This is a genomic window from bacterium (assembly GCA_035505375.1).
GTDB lineage: Bacteria > Hydrothermota > Tepidihabitantia > Tepidihabitantales > Tepidihabitantaceae > UBA2258.
In genome coordinates this window covers 41,974-60,279 of record DATJQV010000075.1, presented here as the reverse complement: position 1 = coordinate 60,279, position 18,306 = coordinate 41,974, and the positions used below count along the sequence as shown (strand labels likewise).

Genomic DNA, 18,306 nt, shown 5'->3' with positions numbered 1-18,306 from the left:
GTCTCGTGACGCAGCTGAAAAAGCGGGAGCGCATAGAGACGAACGTCAGGAGGAGTGGCGCTGCGAGAGGCAGGCGGCAGCGGCGACAGCCTGACCGAGCGCGATGCCGCCGTCGTTGAGCGGAACGGCTTGATTCCAGTACACCCGCTTGCCGAGAGAGCGCAAACCGGTTACTACGCCGCGAAGGAGCAGCGAGTTCTGAAAGGAACCGCCGGACAGGCAGACGGCCGCGATCCCATGGCGATCGCAGAGGAAGCCGGCGAGGGCGACCGCGGCCTGGGACAGCGTGTTGTGGAACCGCGCTGCGACTGTCGCCGGGCGCACACCGGCGGATGTTTCACGTGCAACATGTAGAAGGATGGGCTCAGGCCGGAGCAGAGCGGGGGAGGCCGACAGGTCGAGCAGGTCGGGCGAGTACCAATGTCCGCGTTCGCTTGACTCGGCCAGCGCCTCCAGCGCAGTCGGCGCTTGTCCGTCAAAGGACGCGGAGCGGCAGGCGCCGGTCATTGCGGCGGCGGCATCGAACAGACGTCCCATGGACGACGTCAGAAGCACCCCAATCGCACTGGTGGAACTGACACCGCTCCGTTCCCACGCGCGAGCCTGAATCAGATAGGTGCGCGCTACGCGGGCTGGGTCAGCCACCTCATCGCCCGCGTTCGCAAGGCTGAGGTAGCCTAAGTGTCCAACACGCTGCCAGTTAGCTCTGTCGCGAACGAGCAGAAATTCTCCTCCCCAGATTGCGCCATCTGTCCCGTAGCCGGTTCCGTCGAAGGCGATGCCGAGAACGGGGTATGCTATGTCGTGTTCCGCCATGGCAGACAGAACGTGTGCGTGATGATGCTGAACCCGCACCAAAGGCACCCCGAGGTCGCTGCTCAACTGCTCAGCCAGCCTTGCTGCCGCGTAGTCCGGGTGCAAGTCGGCTGCCACGACCTCCGGTTGTACCCGGGTCCACTCGGTATAACGCGCAAACGTGTCGAGCCAGAAACGCGTGCCGGCTGCGGTCGTGACCGTCCCGATATGGGGGCCTAGGAATACCTGGCCACCACGGGCCAGCGCGAAAGCGTTCTTGTATTCTGCCCCGACCGCGAGGACCGGATGTTTCACGTGAAACAGCCGACCCAGCCGGACAGGCTGCGGCGCGTAGCCACGCGCGCGTCTGACCGAAACGACCGGCGAAGGCACGCCCATGTCGGTGAGCACCACCGAGTCGTCGCAGCGGTTGGCTATCGGCCGGTCGTGCGTCAGGACCATGTCGGGTACGGCGCCCAGCTCACTTGCCAATTGCGCGTCGTCGGCGATGATGGGGTCTTCCTTATGATTGGCGCTGGTCATCACGAGCACAGCCGGCTTGCCCGACTCACGGCGGAGTTGCTCGAACAGGAGCACGTGGAGCGGCGTGTACGGCAGCATCACACCGAGGCGACGGTTGCCTGGGGCCACGGCGTTCGCGATGATAACCGTCGGGCGGGGCGACTTCGGCAGCAGCGCAATCGGCGCAGCGGCTGAAACCATGACTTCCTCGGCTGACCGAGACACGCGGCAGAACCGGCGGGCAACGACCACGTTCTCGCACATCAACGCGAACGGCTTGGCGGGCCGCCGCTTCCTCGCGCGCAGCAGTTCTACCGAGCGGCCGTTCGTCGCGTCGCATGCAAGCTGGAACCCGCCCAGGCTCTTGATGGCCACGATCCTGCCATCCAGCAGGGCGCACGCCGCCGCCTCTATGGGGGGGCGAGACGCCTCTCTACTTCGGGCTGCACGAACGGCGAGCGTGGGTCCGCAGTTTGGGCAGGCGATGGGCTGCGCGTGGTAGCGCCGGCTGGACGGGTCGGTGTATTCCCCTAGACACTGCGCGCACATCCTGAAGCCCGCCATCGTGGTGTTTGGCCGATCATAGGGAAGACGCTGGATGATCGTGTAGCGCGGGCCGCATTGCGTGCAGTTGGTGAAAGGATATCGGTAGCGGCGGTCATGCGGATCCCTGGCCTCGCGAAGGCAGTCCGGGCAGACGGCGAGGTCGGGTATGACGTCCACGCCGGTGCCGTCCTCGGTGCGACTCGTCCGGATGGAGAAGCCTCTGAACGGTCGAGTCCGTGAGCGTGCAATGCTGAACGACGTGATGACGGCCAGCGGTGGTGGATCCTGCCTAATCTGGTCGAGGAACCGACGAGCGTTCCTGCCCTGCGCCAAGATGACTACTCCGCGGCTAGAGTTGCGAACGAACCCGCGCACGCCGAGATCTGCGGCCAAGCGATAGACGAAGGGCCGGAATCCTAACCCTTGGACCTGGCCTCGGACTACAGCCCGGTAGCCGTTGACCAACAGAAGCCCCATCTACCGGCTAAGTTATTGAACAGACTGTGGTTACGCCCCGTTCCTGGTCGAGTCTATCCCTCTTTGGCGGGTTGTTCCGAGGCCGGCTTGGGCTCCAGGTCCTTCAGTTCCGGGTTCGGCACCGGCTCGATCAACTCTTCTTCGTCCTCCGGGAGTTCCAGGATATTCTTGTCGTCCTTCTTGTAGTCGAGAACCGCGAAGTTGAGCGTCATGCCCGTGAACCAGACCGACAGGCCGTAGGCAACGACCATGATTGCGATGAGGTAGAAGAGGACGCCCAGCAGCAGGGATGCGATATCCTGGCTCCAGCCGAGCGACGTGTAGCTGCCGGGAAGGTAGACCTGCGGGAGGCCGTAGAGGTTCAGCTCGGCGATAAGAGTCTGGTGGAACGGAATCGGGCACCAGTCCGGGACCGCCAGTTTGAAGTAGTACGCCGCATTTGCCATGACGTCTGCCAGCTTGCCGCCCATGAAGGCACCCGTGAGGGCGTAGCCGATTCTCCCGGCGGCGCTGGCGGCGAGCCCCAGCAGGAACGAGCCGAGCTTGGCCAGGCAGGCGGTGGTCGCCGTGTACCAGAGGAGTCGGGCGGGCTGTTCGTTGACGCAGGAGAACACCTCGAACAGGGTGTCGAAGGTGTCGGAGTGCGTGGTGCCTACGACGCTGGGACCGAGCACTAACGAACAGGCGAAGACTACGAGCAGGTAGACGATGAAAAGCGAAGCAATGAACCCGAGAATCGCCAGCAGTGCAACCACTATTTCGCCGACCGCCGGGATCGCGCCGACCAGGCTATAGATGAGCCCGAAGACACCGATCAGGGCGACAAACGCTAGGATCAAGAGCGGACTGGCCAGCACCGCCGCGCCGTTTCCCAGCGCGAACCGGAACGCCTCCTTCGACTCGTAGAACTCGTCGCCGCGCAACTGCTCGTAGGCGACCTTGGATACGGCCGTACCGGTTATCAGCAGCACACCGATGAACCACGCGACCCCGACCGCGAACACGACCCACGCGTACCAGGGGAATCCGTAGTCGATCGGCGACGGGAACGGCAGCAGCCGGAATGTCTGCCACACGGTCAGCAGGTCAGTGCCGGCAGCGGCGTAGGCGACGTAGGTCAGCAGCGTATACCCGGCAATACCGATCAGCAGGCCGAGGGACATCATCCAGACTTTCTTTGCCGAAAAGCCGAGTCGCAGGGCGCGAAAGACGTCTTTGTAGCCCCAGTGAAGTTTGGTCATCGAGAGACTCCTTTTTGGCCGGTCACAGCCCGGCCGGGCGGGGAAAGCTTCATGCTTCCGACGTGACACCGGGATGCGTAGCATGACTCTCTGCCCGGGTCAGGCGAACAGCTGTCGGCGCCGCTGCCCGGGGGCAGAGACGATGGTCGCACGCGGTCACGCTGGGCGCCGTCCACGGGCGGACGGCAGGGGAGCGAGAACCCGCGCAGACGACGGTTCTGCACACTGTTATGCTATTCACCGCGACCTTCTTGTCAAGGTGGAATCGCGGACCGCTCGCGGTGTCCAGTCGCTGTTCGGCCCGGGGTTGGGGAGCGTCTGCCCGAGGCACCCCATCGGGAGACGTGCGCCCTTTGCGAGGCGTGTCAATATTCGCCGCCGGCCAAGAAGGACTCTGTGCCCGGATACGACATGCTTCTACGTCGCCAAGCGCCGCGTCGGGTCTTGCACCCGTGACGGCCGGGCGTTATAATCCCGCTGCATCAGGAGCGGCCGGCGGCCCGGTTCGGGCGCCGGCACGGCAACCGAGCTTGAAGGCGCTACGGTGCCCGGGCCGAACGCGGTCCGATGCGGCCGACGTGGCAAAAGTACCTTTCTGCCGGCAAGCCGCCTGATGTAGGGGCGGTTCTTTATTTTGCGCGCAAGGAGAGGTCTTTGCACATTACCGAGCTTATCGCGCGGCGGAAACAGCCGCTGGTCTCAATCGAAATCACCCCGCCCGAAAAGGGGAGGTCGATCGCCGAGCTGTTCAGCTCGGTGGATCAGTTGCTGCCGTTCCGCCCGACGTTCATCACCGTCACCTATCACCAGCAGCGGATCGTCTACGAGGACGTGGGCGCCGGTCTTATCAGAAAGATCCCGCGCCGCAAGAACCCCGGTACGGTCGGCATCTGCGCTGCCATTGCCAACCGCTACAAGATTGAGACGGTCCCGCACATCATCTGTGGAGGGTTCGACCGCTACGAAACCGAGGACGCGCTCATCGACCTGCAGTACCTTGGGTTCACCAACCTGTTCGTAATCCGCGGCGACCCGGCGCCGGGCTTCAAAGAGTTTATCCCCGAGCCCGACGGCCACCGGTTTGCGTCGGAACTTGCCGCCCAGATTGCGGCCATGAACCGGGGCCGGTATCTGGAGGAGCTGGACAACGCGGTGCCGACCGACTTCTGCGTCGGCGCCGCCGGCTATCCGGAGAAGCACTACGAGGCGCCGAACCTCGCCGACGACCTGCGCCACCTGAAGGACAAAGTCGACGCGGGCGCCGACTACGTCATCACCCAGATGATCTTCGCCGCCAGGCCGTACCTCGAGTTTGTCGATCGGGCGCGCGCCATCGGCATCAAGGTGCCTATCATCCCCGGCATCAAGCCGGTCACGAACGCGAAGCAGCTCGTCTCGATACCACGCGAATTCCACGTTGACCTGCCCGAGGAATTGGTGAGCCGTATCACCAGCGCGGCCACCCCGGCCGAAGCCGCCCGCGCCGGCGTCGAGTTCACCACGCGGCTCTGTCGCGACCTGCTCCGGCAGGACGTGCCCGGCCTGCATTTCTACACCATGGGCCGGAGCCGGGCCACCGCCGAGGTCCTGAAGGCGACCTTCAGTTGAAGCGACGGCAGGCGGCCGGGACGCACTGGCTTGCAAAGTTCGGTCAAGAGCGCATCGTCGTTTTCGACGGCGGCCTTGGCACCGCGCTTCAGGCTCTGGGCGCGCCCGCCGGCGGCGACGAGCTGCTCGTCGAAACCGAGCCGGAGCTGGTGCGCCGAGTGCACGAACAATTTCTGGCCGCGGGCGCCGACGTCGTCGAGACGAACAGTTTCGGCGGCGCGCAGCATACACTGGCGGAGCGCGGGCTGGGGGAGAGGTGCTTCGAACTCAACCGCCGCGCGGCCGCGATCGCCTGCCGCGCCGCGCGGAGCTACGCCACGCCGTCCGAACCGCGGTTCGTGGCCGGCTCGGTCGGCCCGGGCTCGAAGCTGCCCAGCCTCGGGCAGATCACATTTGCCGAGTTGTTGTCGAGCTTCCGGCCGCAGATCGACGGACTGCTCGCGGGTGGTGTCGACTGCCTGATACTTGAGACCAGCCAGGACCTGTTGCAGCTGAAGGCGGCGCTGGCAGCCGTGCTCGGTGCCTTTGCGTCGGCTGCTCGCAGCGTCCCGGTCATAGCCCAGGTCACCTTGAATGAGCACGGCCGGACGCTGACCGGTTCCGACATTGCCTCCGTGCTTGCGGCAATCGAACCATACCCGGTCACTGCGATCGGGGTTAACTGCAGTCTTGGCCCGGCAGGCATGGCGGCAGCCGTGCGCTACCTCGCCGGCCACTCGTCGAAGCTACTATCGGCCATGCCTAACGCCGGTCTGCCGCGAATCGAGGCCGGGAAGGCGGTCTACGACCTCTCGCCTGAGGAGTTTTCCGAGCAGATGAAGCGGCTTGCGGAAGGGCCGGGCCTCGCCATCGCCGGCGGTTGCTGCGGGACCACGCCTGAGCACATCCGACAGCTTCGAGCTGCCCTTGACGGTGTCGCGCCGCTCAAGCCGGCTGACCCGGCACCGCGCGTCTCGTCACTCTTCAGCGCCCAGGACCTGAAGGTTGAACCGCGCCCGCTCTTCGTCGGCGAGCGGACGAACGCGAGCGGCAGCAAGCGGTTCCGCGAACGACTGCTGGCCCGCGATTTCGACGGCATGGTCGCGGTGGCGCAGGAACAGAAATCCGATGGCGCGCAGGTCATGGACCTCTCAGTCGCGGCTGCGGGCGGGGACGAGGTGGCAGACATGAAGGAGCTTGCGGTTCGCCTGAACTCGCACGTCGACCTCCCGGTGATGGTTGACTCCACCCGTTACGAAGCAGTGGAGGCGGCGCTTGAGCGCCTGGCCGGGCGCTGCATCGTCAACTCGGTCAACCTCGAAGACCCGCAAAGGGCCGGGAAGACAGTAGGTCTCTGTCGCCGAATGGGGGCCGCGCTCGTGCTGATGACGATCGACGACCAGGGCATGGCGATGACCTGCGGACGAAAGCTCGAGGTCGCAGGGCGGCTGTACGACCTGGCGGTCCGGCGCGGCGGCCTTGCCCCGCAGGACGTCTTCTTCGACTTTCTGACCTTCACGCTTGCCAGCGGGGACGAGTCGCTGCGCGAGGCCGGCGCCGAGACCTTGAAGGCGATTCGGGAAGCCCGCCGCCGTTTCCCCAAGAGTTTGACTCTGCTCGGAATCAGCAATATCTCCTACGGCCTCGCGCCGGGGCTGCGCCGGGCGCTGAACAGCGTCTTCCTGCACCAGGCGGTCGCACACGGGCTTGACGCAGCCATCGTTCACGCCGGGGGAATCGCGCCCCTGTCTTCGCTTGACGCCGAAACGGTCAGGCGTTGCGAGGACGTGATCTTCAACCGCCGACGCGGGCAGGGAACGCCCCTCGAAGCGTTGCTCGCCCTGGGCCAGCCGCCGAGCACCGGTCGTCGGGTACCGTCCAGTGCGCACGCTCCGCTATCGGCACAGGCCTGCGTGCTCGCCGGAGACCGCGCCGGGATCGCTGCCGCCATCGCCGAGCTGCTCAAGACCACGCCCGCAACCGAAGTCATTTCAAAGCAGTTGTTGCCGGCAATGGCCGAGGTGGGTCGAAGGTTCGAGTCCGGCGAAATGCAGTTGCCGTTCGTGCTCAGGTCGGCGGAGGCGGTGCGGGCGGCGTTCGATATCCTGAAGTCGCACCTGCCGGCGGGTGGCGACAAGGGACGCGGTACGTTGCTGATCGCGACGGTTCGCGGCGACGTGCACGACATCGGCAAGAACCTTGTGGACATGATCCTGTCCAGCAATGGATTCAAGGTAGTAAACCTCGGTGTGCGGCAGACGCCGGAAGATATCCTGGCGGCGGCGCGCGAACACCGGCCGGACGCCATCGGCCTCTCCGGGCTGCTGGTCGAATCCGCGCGCGCCATGAGGGAGTACGTGGAAGTCTTTGCCGGGGCCGGCCTCTCGACGCCGGTGATTTGCGGCGGCGCGGCCCTGAACCGCGCCTACGTCGACCGCGAGCTGCGGCCGGCGTACCCGGGTAAGGTGTACTACGCGAAAGACGCGATCCAGGGCCTGAGCATCATGCAGGCCATTTGTGGCCGAGACGGTAGTCAAGGGACGGACGCCGTCCAGCAGGCGCAAGTCGCGACACACAAAGAGGTCCCTGCCTCCACAAGTCCGGACGCGTCAGCGCCGGTGGCAAGGAACCTGCCCCGCATATCCGGCGCCTACGCGCGCGCCCTGACCAAGCTGGTCCACGTCGAAATCCGCAACTATGCGCCGCTGCTCGACCTTGACGCGCTGTTTCGGAAACGCTGGCGCATGCTCGGGCCCAAAGCGGACCGGGTGGCCTGGCGTGATGCCGAGTACACGCTCGACCAACTGCTCGCCACCGCGCAACGGCGAGTGCTGTGGCACGGAGCAATTGTCTACGGCCTGTTCGCCGCCGAGGTCAGCGGCAGCGAGTTGCGTGTCCTTCATCCCGGGACCGGGCAGGAACTGACTCGGTTGCGGTTTGCACCCGCCTTTGCGCGCCGCCTGCAACGCCGCCACGGGACGGCACGTATCCACGTCGCGCTCCAGGTTGTGTCGACCGGCGCCCAGGCGGCTGCAGAAGGTCGCAGGCTGGCCGAACAGGGCCGGGTTCACGACCAGTTTCTCCTGCACGGCCTGAGCGCCGAACTGACCGAGGCCCTGGCGGAATTCAGCCAGCGCCGGTTGCCGAAACTACCGGGCTGGCAAAAGACCGCTCGCTTCAGCCCGGGCTACCCGGTCTGGCCGGACCTCTCGGAACAACAGAAGGTATTCGCCCTGCTCCGGCCCGAGCGCATCGGGATTACGCTCAGCGACGGATTCCAGATGGTCCCGGAGTACTCGACCTCGGCCATCGTTCTCCCCGCGTAGTATCTCCTCACCGGAATAGAATCGGCCATCCCTCGGTAGATATGGTCGTATGGCAACCGTCCAAAAGGAGATAGCATGAAGCGAAGCATCCTTGCCGTGGCAGCACTGCTGCTGTTCCTGTCGAGCGCGACCTACGCGAGTACGGCGCGGCACGAGCGGCGGATGGAACGTCGTCACGCCTGGTTCTGGGGTCCGGTTCTGGTCTGGTTGGAGATGGGGCATCACCAGCATGAGATGCGGATGGAGCGCCCGTGCGAGCACGCCCGGCCGCCCCAGCACTGGGATAGAGAGAATCGCGGCCTCGGCTGGCGCTGGGGCTGGTGGTTTGGCCGTCACGAAGGCTGGGATAGAAACGACCAGCGCCACCCGGACCGCCACGGTTGGCAAGGGCCGCGAGACGGCGGGCATGAACACGGCCGCGGCGGCGACCGCGGCTAGCCGGACAGAGGCTCGGTCTGACACAGGGCGGGCGAAGGCCCGCCCGTACTGTCTTCAGGCCAGCCGAAGTCAGAAGGCAGAAATCGGGGCGCAGAATGCAGAATCTCGACTTTCTCTCCGGCACTTCTGACCTCTAGCTTCTTACTTCGCTCGTCCGTCTCCTTGACCCCCCGTCTTCTTTCCGCTACTCTGGCACGAAGTGGCCTTCAATACCATCCTGACCCACGAGCGGCCGCACCTCGACGAAATCGTGGCCATCTGGCTGCTCCGCAAGTTCGGCGAGACGCGGTTTCCCGGCATCGGTGCGGCGGCCGTTTCCTTCACCTCCATCCGCAAACTGGCCGAAACCGGCCTCAAGCCGGAAGACTACGAGGCACGGGGGACCTTGCTGCTCGGCATCGGCGGCGGACGGTTCGACGAGCACCCGACCGCGGAGGGAGGCCGGAAGCCGGATGAATGCGCGACGACCCTCGTCGCCAAAGAGCTCGGCGTCGGCGACGACCCTTCACTTGCCAAGATACTAAAGTTCGTCAAGGCCGCGGACGTCGATGGGAACGCCTCGCCGTTCGACATCTCCTACGTGGTCAAACTGCTGCACGGCCAGTACCCGGCCGACCCGCAACGGGCAATCGAATGGTCGCTCGTCGCCATCGAAGCCAAGTACCAGGAGCAGTTGCGCTTCTTCACCGTGGTCAAGCCTGAGTTCGACGCCAGGGCCAGAGTCGAAGAGATCACGATGGGGCAGAAGCGGCTGCGAATCGTGACCATCGACTCGGACGAGGAGGGAATCCACAAGTACGCCCGGTCGGAGTTCGGGGCCCGGGCGGCAATCGTCATTCAGCGGAGGGCGTCCGGCAGCGTCGCGATCTTCGGGAACAAACAGGCGGGCGTGGACCTGCGCGAAGCCGCCAAGCTGATACGCCTGGCCGAGCGGGAGGCAAAGGGTCTCGATCCCGCAGCCGACGACCCGAAGTTGCTCGAAGAGGGCTATTCACCCGGAGCGGAAGAGTGGTTCTACCACAAACAGGGGCAGATGCTCCTCAACGGCAGCCTTACCCAGGCGGACGTGCCGGCGACCAGACTCAGCCTCGAACGGATTGCCGAGCTGGTGAAGATCGGGGTCGACCCGGCACGGGTCAAGCCGCTTTGCCAGTCAACCGGCCGCTGCATCGGCGACGTCTGCGACTGGTATGCCTGGTCGCTGGCCCGCTGCGCCAAACTCCGCGTCCCCGCCTCCGACCGGTCCTAGCCCGCGCCGCGCCAATCCACAACCTGCAATCTAAGTTCTCGGTTGAAGATTGTCGATTGGAGATTGGGCGGGCTTGTATATGTCTTTGGCTACAAGACGCCGGGCCGGATTTCGGGCCTATCTGCTTGTGGTGGGAAGCGTTAGGCCATGGTCCGCTAAGTCACCTCCCCCGCCCGGGGGATAGTAGATTCAGTAGACAGTAGACAGGGGAGTTATCTCCACCGTAATTCCCGGATGAACCTCCACCGCAACTCCCCGGGTTGCTCTACCGGTTCCTCTCCGGTTAGCTTTCCCGGTTAGTCTATCCGTAACTCCACCGGTTCCTCTCCGGGTTGGTCGGAGCGTTGCGGCCCGGCTAACTCCGCGGGTTGCTCTCCTCGTTGGTCCCGAGGTAGCTCCGACCGTTGGTCTCCGGTTTGCTCGGAGAGCTGCTTCCCGGATTGTTCCTCCCACTGCCCTACAACTCCAATGGCGGGAACAGTTGAGAATCCAGCTCAAGGTGGAAGTTGAGATGCAGTTCAAGATACAGTCGAAGACAAGATGCAGTACACAACCCGAGATACGACGATGCTCACGATTAGAGCTGCTGCAGGAGGCGCTTTCCGGTGAGCTTTTCAGTGGCCGTTGACGGGCGCTTTCAGCGCCAGATGTCACAGTCTGCCCAGTTGGCAGTTTGCTGTGGACGACTGAGGCGATACCGACTTTGGGCCGCTCTCAGCGGATGGTCTGCCAGCGGCGGAAAACGTCGAGGATGGTCGCTCGAATCTTGGCGCAGACTGCGTCCATGAGCTTTTCGGCCTTTGCCGGGTCGAAGTCAGGATAGCCTTCGTTCTGCTTGTAGAGGATGATGGAACCGGGGAATGGGGTCGCAGCCAGGCCGGGCCGGGTGAGGAAGGCCATCTCCTTGCGATAGTCCTGTTTCCTCACTTGCTCGGGGTGGTCAACCTGCACCATCGCCGTCTCGTCGGTGCCCGCGTGCCCGCCCGCATGGCCGTAGACCCGCTTGATTTCATCGGCGCAGAGAATCCACCAATCGAGTACCGCGCTGTAAACCTCCTTCTCGCAGTAGAGCCGGGCGGAGACGGCTTTGAGCGCCTCGGTGTTGCCGCCATGGCCGTTCATGATGACGATTCTGCGAAAGCCGGCATCAGCCAGTCCGGAAGCGGCCTCGAACACGTAGCGTTCGAACGTCTCGGGCAGCACCGTGACCGAGCCGGGATAGGGCAGGAGCGACCGGGTGATGCCGTAGTTTACCCCGGGCGCGATGAGCGCGTTCACGTCGGCCGCGATACGGTTGCAGATTGACGCCGGGACCTGATTGTCGGTGCCGAGCCCGGTCACGCCGTGGGCTTCGACGGTGCCGACCGGCAGAAGCACAACGTCGGTCGTTTCCGGCACGATGCGTTTGAACTCCATCCAGTTCAGTTCTTCCAGCTTCCGGGTGCGCAGCGTCGTTTTCATCGGGTGAGAATAGAGTGAAGCTCGACGCCGGTCAACATCATCCTTTCCCGCTTGACTCGGCCCTTGTCTTGGCTACGCTGACTGGGCGAATGGCAGGGAGCGGGGGCAGTGAACGGGTATTGAGCGAGAAGCTAAAAGGAGGCAGATAGTGAAGAGACTGACGGTGATGGTGCTGACTCTGGCGGTGCTGGCCGGGACCGGGATGGCGACTTCGTTCCTCGGCCGCTCGTCCACCATGAACAAGCAGAACCAGTTCTTCGGCTGGACCAACTTCGGGTACAACCAGACAGCGACAAGCTACAACTGGTCGTCGGGCAAGTACGAGACTCCGGATGGTTTCGTGCCGACCAAGACGATTTCCTGCGACCTGACGCTGGCGTACGGGTTGGCCAACAACTTCGACATCGACGCGGTGTTCCCGCTGGCGATGAAGCAGAAGGATACGTTCAAGTCGCAGGGGCTGGGCGACCTGATGGTGTACGCGCGCTGGGGCGTGCTCCAGGACCCGGATAAGCCGCTCAAGGCCGCGCTCATATTCGGCGCCAACTTCCCGACCACGAGCAAGACCGCGGACCCGGCGCTGAGCGACCGGACGACCGACGTCGCGTTCGGTTTCTCCGCGACCACGAAGAAGCTCGGCAATTTCCTCGCCCACATCCGGGCAGCGTATTGGTACAACGGCTATCTCCCGGATTCCGTAGCCGACTCCCAGACCAAAGTCGGCGACATGTTCGAGTACAACCTTACCTTCGACTACTCCGTAACCAAGACAATAACGCCTGAACTGGCCTTCGTGGGGTCCATGCGTGACAATACCGTGTGGGGCGCGACTTGGGTCCCCCATACGCAGGTCAGCCAGCACACGGCCAACGTGCTGGTGATTTGGAAGCCGATCTCAATACTGACCATCCGACCCAAGGTGGGCCTCCCGCTGACGCCCATCTCCGAGGGTGGCACGCTGGCCAACTGGTCCGGCGGTCTTGACGTCTGGGTCTACGTGCCCTGAGAATCGCTAAGGCTCTCCTAGAGTCTCAGGAGTAAGGAGGATATGATGAAAAAAGGCGACAAGTACGTATGCGATTCATGCGGTCTGGTGCTGGTCGTGAGCGATGCCTGCGACTGTGCCGATTGCGGCCCGGTCTGCTGCGGCGAGCAGATGAAGGTCAAGAAGGCGAAGACGACCAAGAAAGCCAAGAAGCGTTAGCCAGAGAACTCAAACGCGGCCCGGCGTCAAGCCGGGCCGCTGTCGTTGTCTTGACTTCCGGCCGGGCGTATCCTAAGCTGGCAGCGTGACCGATTACCGCGCCGCCCGCATCATCGACGTCAATCTCAACCGACTGACCGAAGGCCTGCGGGTCGTCGAGGACGTCGTGCGTCTCGGCCTTGAGGACCGACGGCTGCTCGCCGGCGTCAGGAAGCTCAGAACCCAGGTCGGCCGCGACGCGCGGGTCTTGCGCAGAAGCGTCATTTCAAGCCGGCGAAGTGAAACCGACCTCGGGCGCGGCGACCGTTTCGACCGGACGAAGCGGAAGAATATCGAGGATGTGCTGCTCGCCAACTTCAAGCGGGCCGAAGAGTCGGCACGTGTGCTCGAAGAAGTTCTAAAGGTCGTGGAACCGGACTCATCCGGCAAGTTCAAGGCAGCGCGATTCAGGCTGTACGACCTTGAACGAGAAGCCGTGTCCAAAGGCGAAGCTCGAATGACGAAGCACGAAGCTCGATTGAAACCCGAATGAAGCGGAATGTCCAATTCGGGCTTTGGCCGGCAGTCGGCTTGACTTGGCGACAGCGAAATCTATACTCTGCCAGCATTGATGATTCCCGAACGTAGGAGGCAAGATGGCAAAAGATGACGAGAAAATCAGGGCTCTTGGCAGTGCCCTTGGGCAGATAGAGAAGCAGTTCGGCAAAGGCGCGGTGATGCGCCTCGGCCAGGACACGCCGGCGGTGAGCGTCGAGGCGATTCCGACCGGCTCCATCGGCTTGGACGCGGTGCTCGGCGTGGGCGGCGTGCCGCGCGGACGGATTGTGGAAATCTACGGGCCCGAGGGGTCGGGCAAGACGACGCTCGTCCTCAACATCATTGCCCAATGCCAGAAACTCGGCGGGACCGCAGCGTTCATCGACGCCGAGAACGCTCTCGACCCGAACTACGCCAAGGCGTTAGGTGTCGACCTCGACAACCTGCTGGTGTCGCAGCCCGACTCCGGCGAGCAGGCGCTGGAAATCGCCGAGATGCTGACCCGCTCCGGCGGGCTCGACCTGTTCGTCGTGGACTCGGTCGCGGCGCTGGTGCCGCGGGCCGAAATCGAGGGCGAGATGGGCGATGCGTTCGTCGGGGTGCAGGCGCGGCTGATGTCACAGGCGATGCGCAAGCTCTCGGGCGTGGCCGCTCGCTCCAAGACCTGCGCCATTTTCACCAACCAGATCCGCCAGAAGATCGGAGTGATGTTCGGGAACCCCGAAACCACGACCGGGGGACTTGCGTTGAAGTTCTACGCGACGATGCGGTTCGACATTCGGCGGATCGCCGCCATCAAGAAGGAGGAAACCGTCATCGGCAGCCGCACGCGCGTGAAGGTCGTGAAGAACAAGGTCGCGCCGCCGTTCCGCGAGGCAGAGTTCGACCTGATATACGGCAAGGGCATCTCGCGCGCCGGAGAACTCGTTGACATCGGCGTCGAGCAGGGTGTGTTCGGCAAGTCCGGTAGCTGGTACACGTACGGTGAAATGCGTATCGGCCAGGGCCGGGATGCGGCGGTTGATTTCCTGACCGAGAATGCCCAGGTTCAGGCCAAGGCCGAGGCAGAGCTCTATGGAAAGCTCAAGATACCAAAGGTCAGCAAGATAGTGCAGCGCGAAACCGGCGCGGAGGTCGAAGCAGACGCCACGAAGGCACGAAAGGCGAAGAGCTAGGCGGTCTCGGACAATAGTGAAACCAGAAACCAGATACCAGAAACCAGAAAGCCGGCTCCTGCTGATCCCGATTTCACTTTTCTGGTTTCTGATTTCTGATTTGTCTGGTCTGACTCCGTGCGGATAACCGCGCTTGAGCCGCAGAAGAGACACAAGCGGCGGGTATCGGTTTTCCTCGACGGCAACTTTCTGTTTGGCCTGTCCAGCGACACGGTCGGCGCGCTCGGCCTGCATGTCGGGCAGGAGGTAGACCGAACCGTACTCGACCGTATCGCCCGCGAAGAACAACTGTACGAATCCCGCCAGTATGCATTCCTTCTCCTTACGTACAAGGCGAGGACCACCAGCGAACTGACGCAGCGGCTCACGCGCAAAGGCTTCTCGCCGGACATCGTCGCCGCGACCCTGCAGCGGCTGGCGGAGCTGAAGATGATCGACGACGCCGGGTTCGCGCGGCGGTTTGCCGAGGACCGTATTTCCATCGGGCACAAAGGGAAGTGGCGGATACGCGGCGAACTGCTTAAACGTGGGGTGGCCAGGGAGCACATCGAAGACGCGCTAGCCTCGGCGCCGGACGAGAAAGCAGCGGCGCGCGAAGTGGCGGAAAAGTACCTGTCCCGCAACCGCCGGCTTGAGCCGGGCGTGCTCAAGCGACGCCTGTTTGCCTTCCTTGCCCGGCGCGGCTTCTCGCCGGACACGATTCGGCACGTCATCGACCTCGACGAGTCCGAATCGACCTGATAATCGGCTCGGCTAGCGCAGAGCGCAGAGACCAGAAACAAGGAATTCGGTTCAGGACATTTCTGGTTTCACTCTTCTGGTTTCTGACTTCTGGTTTGTCCCATTCCGCATGACGCGGTGTGCCCTGTTGCGTAGCCTGAGTTTCTCTATAAAATAACCGCAATGAATCACCGCGAGCTGCGTCGGACGTTCCTTGAGTTTTACGGCCAGCGGGACCACCGGGTCGTACCGAGTTCGTCCCTGATTCCGAGGGACGACCCGACCATGCTTTTTACCAGCGCGGGCATGGTCCAGTTCAAGCCGTACTGGGCGGGAACGGTCGAACTGCCCTATCGCCGGGCGACTTCCATCCAGAAGTGCCTGCGCGCGTCCGACCTCGACCAGGTCGGCAAGACTCCGCGCCACGGCACATTCTTCGAGATGCTTGGTAACTTCTCGTTCGGCGACTACTTCAAGCACGAGGCGATTCCCTGGGCGTGGGAATACCTGACCCAGGTCGTGAAGCTCGACGCGGAGCGCTTGTACGCTTCGGTCTTCACCGAGGACGATGAGGCCTACAACGTCTGGCGCACCAAGGTCGGCCTGCCGGCCAACAGGGTCGTCCGCCTCGGCGCCAAGGACAACTTCTGGGGCCCGGTCGGGGGCGGCGGAGCCTGCGGTCCCTGCTCGGAAATCTACGTGGACCTCGGGGCCGAGTTCGGCTGCGGCAAGGCGGACTGCGCGCCGGGCTGCGACTGCGACCGTTTCAGCGAAGTCTACAATATCGTCTTCCCTCAGTACAACCAGTTGCCCGACGGTAAGCGCGAGCCGCTGAAGAACCGCGGCATCGATACCGGCATGGGCATGGAACGGTTGGCCATGGTCTCCCAGAAGAAGAAGACGATATTCGAGACTGACCTCTTCGCCCCTATCGTGAAGGCGACGGCAAAGATGCTCAATATGGATGCGAAGGGCGAAGGGCGAGGCGTCTCGGGACACGATCCGAAATCCCCGGCGGATTTCGGTCATGTCCCTTCGATGCTATACGTCGCGGCGGACCACGCGCGCGCCCTGACCTTCGCCATCGCCGATGGCGTGATTCCCTCAAATGAGGCACGGGGCTACGTTCTGCGCAGCATCCTGCGTCGGGCGCTGCTCTTCGCCCACCGGCAGGGCGTAGCTGAGCCGTTCCTCTACAAGGTCTCGGGCGAGGTCGTCGAGTTGATGCGGCAGTGGTACCCGGAAGTCGTGGCCAAGCGCGAGCAGGCGGCGCTTATCATCAAGTCGGAAGAGGAGCGGTTCCTGCGTACCCTCGATGCCGGGCTGGAGCGCTGGCAGAACGTGCTGGACGCGCACAGGCGCGACGGACTCATTCCCGGCGACGACCTGTTCAAGCTGCACGACACCTTCGGGTTCCACATCGAGCTCGTGAAGGAACTGGCCGAAGATGCCGGAGTGAAGCTCGACACGGCCGGATTCGACCGGGCGATGCAGGAACAGCGCGAGCGCAGCCGCAAAGAGACATTCATCAGCACGACCGGTCCGGCGCACGAAGGTGCCGCCGACTGGGAGTTCGTCGGCTACGACAGCGACGAGGTCGACACCGAGATAGTGAGCTTCGCACCGTTGGACGGCTTGGGACACGATCCGAAATCCCAGGAGGATTTCGGTCATGTCCCGCGCTTGTATGAAGTCGTTCTCAAGAAGAGCCCGTTCTACGCCGAGATGGGCGGGCAGGTCGGCGACACCGGGAAGATTATCGGCGAGGGATTCGAGCTCGAAGTGCTGAATACCTACTACAAGCAGGGCGTGCCTGCCTGCAAGGCGAAGCTGGTGCGGGGGAGCTTGGGGGACCTCGGGACACGATCCGAACCGTCGGACGGTTCGGTCATGTCCCTCGGCAAGGTCTTCGCGGCGGTGGACACGGAGCGAAGGCGCGAAATCGAGCGGGCGCACACCGCCACCCACCTGTTGCATGCAGCACTGCGGAAGACGCTTGGCGATTATGTGAAACAGGAAGGTTCGCTGGTCGAGCCCGGACGGCTGCGCTTCGACTTCGCGGCGTTCGAGCCGATGGCGCGGGCGCAAGTCTTGGCCGTGGAGCGGGCGGTGTACGAGCAGGTCGTGGCCGACCGGCATGTCCAGGCCCTGCGCAACACGCCGCTGGACGAGGCGCGGGCGATGGGCGCGCTGGCGTTCTTCGGTGACCAGTATGGCGAGAAGGTGACGGTCGTGAAGGTCGGTGACTTCTCGATGGAACTCTGCGGCGGTACGCACCTGAAGAGCACGGGCCAGATCGGGCTTTTCCGCATCATCTCGGAAACCGGCGTGGCCGCCGGCATCCGGCGCATCGAGGCGCTGGTCGGCAGGGCGGCGTTTGAGAACGCGGCGTCCGAGCGCGCCATCGTGACCCAGCTCACTGAGCATCTGGGCGGGACCGAGGAGACGCTGGTCAAGAAGGTCGAAGGGCTGGGCGAGGAACTGAAGCGACAGGGCGAGAGGCTGGCCGGCCTGTCAGCACAACTGGCGCGCGTCGCCGGCGACGAGCTGGCGGCCAAGCCCGAGGACGTCGGCGGCTTCAAGGCCGTCGTGAGCCACTTCGCCAGGTTCGAGACCGGCGAGCTCAGGCTCGTATCCGACCGCGTGCGCGAACTGCTGAAAGAGAAGTACGCGGGACTGCTCACCGGTGGTGAGGGACCGCGCATCCGCTACGTCGTATTCGTCAGCCCGGACCTGCAGGCATCACTTCCCGCGGGCAAGTTGGCCAAGACGGTCGGCCCGGCAATGGGCGGCGGCGGTGGCGGCAAGCCGGACCTGGCCGAAGGCGGTGGCCAGCTCGACAAGCTCGGCGCGGGGCAGGAAGCGTTCCGGAGCGCGGTCAAAGCGCTCGCATCTGCGCAGGCCTAGCCTGCGGGTCCGGACAAACCAGAAGTCAGAAACCAGAAAAGTGAAATCAGAAATGCCCGGAGCCGGCTCTCTGGTTTCTGGTCTCTGATATCTGACTTCTGAATTGTCCTGCTCGGGTCGC

The 18,306-nt window shown here is 63.9% G+C and carries 13 protein-coding genes and 1 riboswitch; of the genes, 10 read left to right on the top strand and 3 right to left on the bottom strand.

Annotated elements, in window-relative coordinates; genetic code table 11:
- Positions 1-45: 45 nt before the first annotated feature.
- Positions 46-2,340 (bottom strand): carbamoyltransferase HypF, encoded by a 2,295-nt coding sequence (gene hypF / locus VMH22_11875; protein ID HTW92394.1) that lies wholly within the window; start codon positions 2,338-2,340, stop codon positions 46-48.
- 53 nt (positions 2,341-2,393) lie between these two features.
- Positions 2,394-3,581, bottom strand: a complete 1,188-nt coding sequence (locus VMH22_11870) for a hypothetical protein (GenBank protein HTW92393.1) — start codon at positions 3,579-3,581, stop codon at positions 2,394-2,396.
- Positions 3,582-4,055: 474 nt separating this feature from the next.
- Positions 4,056-4,180, top strand: a riboswitch (SAM-I-IV-variant riboswitch).
- Positions 4,181-4,235: 55 nt separating this feature from the next.
- Here VMH22_11870 and VMH22_11865 point away from each other — a divergent pair.
- From VMH22_11865 to VMH22_11850, 4 genes are all read left to right on the top strand, one after another.
- The gene (locus VMH22_11865) at positions 4,236-5,189 is read left to right on the top strand and encodes a methylenetetrahydrofolate reductase (protein HTW92392.1); all 954 of its coding nucleotides are present in this window, start codon (positions 4,236-4,238) and stop codon (positions 5,187-5,189) included.
- A complete protein-coding gene (locus tag VMH22_11860; GenBank protein ID HTW92391.1) occupies positions 5,186-8,494 on the top strand; it encodes a homocysteine S-methyltransferase family protein in 3,309 nt (1,102 codons plus the stop codon). Before VMH22_11865 ends, VMH22_11860 begins: the two co-directional genes overlap by 4 nt.
- 75 nt (positions 8,495-8,569) lie before the next feature.
- Complete coding sequence (locus VMH22_11855) at positions 8,570-8,932, top strand: hypothetical protein (GenBank protein ID HTW92390.1); 363 nt, start codon at positions 8,570-8,572, stop codon at positions 8,930-8,932.
- Between the two features lie 199 nt (positions 8,933-9,131).
- Positions 9,132-10,181, top strand: coding sequence for a hypothetical protein (locus VMH22_11850; GenBank protein ID HTW92389.1), 1,050 nt, complete (start codon positions 9,132-9,134; stop codon positions 10,179-10,181).
- 714 nt (positions 10,182-10,895) lie between these two features.
- On the opposite strand, the gene VMH22_11845 is transcribed toward VMH22_11850, so the two are convergent.
- Positions 10,896-11,642, bottom strand: coding sequence for a creatininase family protein (locus VMH22_11845; GenBank protein HTW92388.1), 747 nt, complete (start codon positions 11,640-11,642; stop codon positions 10,896-10,898).
- A gap of 148 nt (positions 11,643-11,790) precedes the next feature.
- Here VMH22_11845 and VMH22_11840 point away from each other — a divergent pair, with 148 nt between their 5' ends.
- The 6 genes from VMH22_11840 (at position 11,791) to alaS (ending at position 18,185) form a co-directional block, all read left to right on the top strand.
- A complete protein-coding gene (locus VMH22_11840; GenBank protein HTW92387.1) occupies positions 11,791-12,648 on the top strand; it encodes a transporter in 858 nt (285 codons plus the stop codon).
- Between the two features lie 45 nt (positions 12,649-12,693).
- Positions 12,694-12,846, top strand: a complete 153-nt coding sequence (locus VMH22_11835) for a hypothetical protein (protein ID HTW92386.1) — start codon at positions 12,694-12,696, stop codon at positions 12,844-12,846.
- A gap of 85 nt (positions 12,847-12,931) precedes the next feature.
- A complete protein-coding gene (locus VMH22_11830; protein HTW92385.1) occupies positions 12,932-13,378 on the top strand; it encodes a thiamine-phosphate pyrophosphorylase in 447 nt (148 codons plus the stop codon).
- A gap of 103 nt (positions 13,379-13,481) precedes the next feature.
- Positions 13,482-14,558 carry a recombinase RecA gene (gene recA / locus VMH22_11825; protein ID HTW92384.1) on the top strand — a complete coding sequence of 359 codons (1,077 nt, stop codon included), beginning with the start codon at positions 13,482-13,484 and terminating at the stop codon, positions 14,556-14,558.
- Positions 14,559-14,675: 117 nt separating this feature from the next.
- On the top strand, positions 14,676-15,299 hold the full coding sequence (locus VMH22_11820; GenBank protein HTW92383.1) for a RecX family transcriptional regulator: 624 nt from the start codon (positions 14,676-14,678) through the stop codon (positions 15,297-15,299).
- A 162-nt stretch (positions 15,300-15,461) separates the two neighbouring features.
- A complete protein-coding gene (gene alaS, locus VMH22_11815) occupies positions 15,462-18,185 on the top strand; it encodes an alanine--tRNA ligase (GenBank protein HTW92382.1) in 2,724 nt (907 codons plus the stop codon).
- Positions 18,186-18,306 lie beyond the last annotated feature (121 nt).